Here is a 3,971-nt window from a genome sequence, read left to right as displayed (position 1 = left end):
CAATAGCCATTCTTCATTGGAGAGATGATAATTAGTAGCATGGGAACCAGGAACTGTATTCGTCCCAAGTGCTTGTCCAAAGTAAAAATTAATTAGGGTAATCAATACCAACAGGGGAATGTATTGGATTTGTAATGAAGCATAAAAGATTAGACTGCTAATTACTAAAACCAAAAGTTTTAGTTTGGGAGAACCTGTGGCACCTGTAGAACGTTGCAGCAACCAGTAGATTCCCAAAACTGCTAACAAGAAACAGCTGTAGGTAATCGAAATAAATGACATAAAGATAAAGGATGAAGGATGTTCCCCTGATACCGTTACGGTAGGGTAGGCTGAAGGGTTAATATCGTTTTCGTTTGAATATTTATAGCGGTTTGCCTAGCGGTGCGACCCCGGTCGGGTTTCCCGACAAGCGTGAATGCGCACCAAGAGAATGGTTGCGTATAATTACAAATCTTGACTACTGACTACTTGTTGTTATTGTAATTAGGAAAGTTGGCAAACCGCTATATACTTTATATACTTATTGGGTGTTTGTCAATTTAAAACTGATTAATAATTAATGATTAATCACTAATCACTAATCACTAATCACTAATGACCAAGGCATCATTGGATCTTTAGCCAACTGGTTAGAAACTTGGTAAGCACCATAGCGGTTGAGATGGCTGGGGTCTGAAAAGTAGTCATGTTTAGTTAGCAACATTTTATTGAAATCTCGGAAAATCAATCTCCCTTCTAAATCAAAATTGTACATGTATCGCTGAAATTGTTTCTCATATTTTGTCCGAACTGGATCTAAATATTCTTTAGTCAGGGGTAGGTTGAGCATAACGATACTAAGGTCATGCTTCTGGGCAAATTCCATCAAATTTCTTAGGGCTTTGTCTTGCTGACCTCCTAGCTGAAAATACCGATAATCACCATCATAAATACCGGGAACTTTAGGATGTTTCTGGTAGTAGGTAGCGGTGTTAAAACGAGTTGACAGGGGCAGGAAGCCATCAAAGTCAATTTTCCAGGTTGGTGATAATGTATTTTCAGGCTTTTTGGCAGTCTCGTTTGTGTCTGGTTGCAGGAACTTTTCTAGGTCAACAAACTTTTCCTGTAACAAAGATTTGAGCTGGCTTCGGTGAGGATAAGTTAACGAAATTTTTGCTATTGACTGATTTAGCCAGCCACTAATGAACTGATAACTATCATTCAAAACCTCTAGAGGTTGGTCTGTCGCATCTGTCGGTAATGGCGGTTCTTTAGTGCGGTTCGGAAAAACTCCTGCCATTAGAGCTTGGTAGCCTGGTGATGCGATAATTGAGTTGTAGGTAGCATCCACTCGACCATTGTTAAAGGCTCTGACCCCATCAGCCCAAATTATCAATTTAGGCAGTTGGTCCGGAGTTAAGACGCGCCGAACCATGAAGTCTACTACCTGAGCTGTGGCACCATTAACTCCAAAGTTAAAGACGTCAATGTCAGGATAGCCCTGTTCTTCTAAGGCATCTTGGAGGGCAATGGGATCGATTCCCCGCATGGCCCTAGAACTCCCCATAATCAGTACATCAGGGATACCACTCTGAAGCAGGCGTTGTTGGTACAGAGCTAGCTTTTCATCTAACATCTGGTTATTGAATGAAGGATTGGGCGATCGCGCTGCAGCCAGCATGGCTGCCATGGTGGCATTGCCGTTTTCATTCATAATCACCATGGTATCCCCAGGAGCAGTAAACCCAGAGGTGTTGAAGTTTTCAGCCCCGAGACCCGCCCCTTTCTGCAAAGATAGTTGGGGCAAAGCAATGGGTTTCGGTGGTGAGTGAGTCACTGCCTTTACTTCCGCTGAGGGTGAAGCTTGAGACTGTAGGAGCTCACTAAAACGCCAATCTGTGATCAGTGTTAGTAGTAATCCTGCTACGCCCCATACCATGGCTACTGTGACGCCTTGGATAGATAATTTCCCCTTGGCCTGTCTCTTGTCTGAGAAGGCTGCCATGTCTTGGTTTTCTACAGTGGGTACAAATAGCTGAGAGTAGCATAGCAAACGCTGGAGTATGTAAACTAGACCATCAACTGCTCCTTTTAAACCCTGGTTGAGATCCTCGTGGGTTAGATCACGACGCAGTACTGGTTCGCCACTGGGAGTTACCAAATCACTCAGGTAGGCATCTGAGGCAGCAAACTCTGGGGTAGCTTCTGGGACTAGACGCTGTCGATGAACAAAATCAGCTCCATAGTTCCAGGAGGGGGAGGTAGCACCAGCCCGACGTCCATAGAGCCGCAAGCCAGTAATTTCCGACATAGCCAGCTGTTCTAGGAAGCGGGTAATTTTTCGAGTGATCTGAGATTTTCGAGGACAGACCGTTGCCTCGCTCATGATGTGCAACAAGTCTTGTTTACGGCGAATTTTTACCCTTATTCCACCTGTTACCAATCGTTGGTCAATGTCGGGATTGAGTAAGCGTTCCAACAAAAAGGTCAAGGCATCGTGATGCCCTGTTTGAGCTAAGGAATAGGTCGATTCTCCTAAACTTTGGTGGTCTGCTCCTGGTAAGTTGAGCCAATGAATCCAGGCTGGGGATTCGGTTTCTGGCAGTAAGGAATTGTTGACAGCTTGATCATTTTTTCCCAAGCGGGGTTGGAGAGACTCAGCTTGCTGAGACAGTAAGCTTTGACTAGGGAACTGATTTGAGTCTACACCATAAATAGTGGCACCCTGGATTCCTTGAGGAGCAATTAAATCTAGTACTGAGGCAATGGCACTGACTACTGTTTCTTTTTCTGGGGCAATAGTTTTCCGGCGGTGGATAAAGCTACAAAATACATGTAGGGTGCTTTCTTTAAGAATGGCTCGAACGGTTATTCCCACCGCTGCCAACCCCTGATTTAATAACCGCTGGATTGCTTCTACATCTCCCCAACGAGCCCATTCCTTAAGGACTTGTTCTGGAGGGGTCAAATCCACTCGCTGCTTCCAATCAGGAGTGGCTTCGCCACTTACCTGAAAGCAAATGACGGCATCTCGAAACCCTTGGAGTTGCAAGGAATGTAACCGGTCGATGATTGGCTCAGATAGTAAGGAGGGATCGGGGCTGTAGTTAGAATTACAAATTATCCAGAGCCGTCGGTTAGGGGGTGAAGGGTGAAGCTTAGAACTTGCCCTTGAAAATCTTCTAGCTTTGGAATCTTGGTTTTGGATCCGGACTTTAACACTGACACCTAGGTAACTGAGAGATTCACTGAGATAACGAGCGATCGCATCTGGTTCTCCAGAACGGGCAAGACTTTCGTTTGAGACAGTTAGGTCCGCATCAGTGGTTATGGCGTCGAAAGACGTCTGGGATGATTGGTTAAAAGCATGAGTGGCATCATCGGTCGGTAGTTTAATAGCAATTTGCTTAATCCAGTCTGGACGCTTCTGGCCCACTCGACGCCCATAAACAATTATTTGATAGATCGGGTTTGCTAAGTCTAGGGGAAACTGAACTTCTCCCTGTTGCAGTTTCAGGGATTTGATAAGGCGGTTAACCACCTTATTGGCTTCTACTCCCTGAGGGTGTTCACACAGAATGTGTAAATTGTTGCCTCGCAAACGGATTCGTATGGATAACCCAGGTTGCTTAATGGCACAATAAGCCCACTTGGTAAGGGAGGACGGAGGAGCTTTTGGGAGACGCTGATCGACATCCAACATCACAAATTGATTAACTGGACTGCTAACGGACGACTGATTTCTTCATATCTTAGATGCTCGCCTGAATTTAAGCACAATTTTGTGACATACTCCCGAAGCTGCCCTAACGGGAAAGCGCGGGCTTCTTTCCAACTCCACCCATTGGTTCGGATACTCAGAAATTAAACTAAGCCATTGGGTCACCCCTCTGACTCGTCTCCAAAACCGGACGTGAAAGTTTCCCTTCATCCGGCTCCTCGCGACGGAATCTCTTGTCAGTGGTACCTCTACATTAGAAAGGATTCTC

1 protein-coding gene and 1 pseudogene are annotated in these 3,971 nt (G+C 45.2%); both read right to left on the bottom strand.

Annotation, left to right across the window (positions count from 1 at the left end; all coding sequences use genetic code 11):
• A pseudogene (locus F6K52_RS33365) lies at nucleotides 1-282 on the bottom strand (MBOAT family protein); the annotation flags it as partial.
• A 298-nt stretch (nucleotides 283-580) separates the two neighbouring features.
• Entirely contained in the window at nucleotides 581-3,685 is a 3,105-nt protein-coding gene (locus tag F6K52_RS33360) for a DUF1574 family protein (protein WP_293088964.1), read from the bottom strand.
• Nucleotides 3,686-3,971 lie beyond the last annotated feature (286 nt).

Origin of the sequence: Moorena sp. SIO3H5 (assembly GCF_010692395.1) — a bacterium.
Taxonomy (GTDB): Bacteria; Cyanobacteriota; Cyanobacteriia; order Cyanobacteriales; family Coleofasciculaceae; genus Moorena.
The sequence above is the reverse complement of the archived record's forward strand: the minus strand, read 5'-3'. Positions and strand labels throughout refer to the sequence as shown.